1 pseudogene is annotated in these 440 nt (G+C 61.4%); it reads left to right on the plus strand.

The features are described 5' to 3' along the window. Window positions 1–35 precede the first annotated feature (35 nt). Window positions 36–440: pseudogene (locus tag ACM43_RS09535) on the plus strand (transposase); the annotation flags it as partial.

A 440-nucleotide genomic window follows, 5' to 3' on the forward strand; every position in this document is an offset into this window, starting at 1 on the left:
TGAAGTTCGTTCTGGCTCACAACAAGGACCAGAGCATGAAGCGCAGCCGCTTTTCGGAAGAGCAGATCATCGGGATTTTGAAGGAGCATGAGGCCGGCGTGTCGGTCGCCGATCTGTGCCGCAAGCATGGCGTCAGCGACGCCAGCATCTACAAATGGAAGGCGAAGTTCGGTGGAATGGAGGTGTCGGAGGCCAAGCGGCTGAAGACCCTGGAGGACGAGAACACACGGCTGAAGCGCCTTTTCGCCGATGCCATGCTGGACAACGCGGCCTTGAAGGACCTCGTGGGAAAGAAATGGTGACGCCCGCGGCCACGCGGAAAGCTGTCACCGAGGCGCCCACGGGATGAGCGAACGGCGGGCGTGTAAAGCCATCGGCTGCTGCCGCATGACCATGAGATACCAAACGACTCGGGCGGACGAAGCCGGCCTTCGCCAGCG

Origin of the sequence: Bradyrhizobium sp. CCBAU 45321 (genome assembly GCF_028128975.1) — a bacterium.
Taxonomy (GTDB): domain Bacteria; phylum Pseudomonadota; class Alphaproteobacteria; order Rhizobiales; family Xanthobacteraceae; genus Bradyrhizobium; species Bradyrhizobium yuanmingense.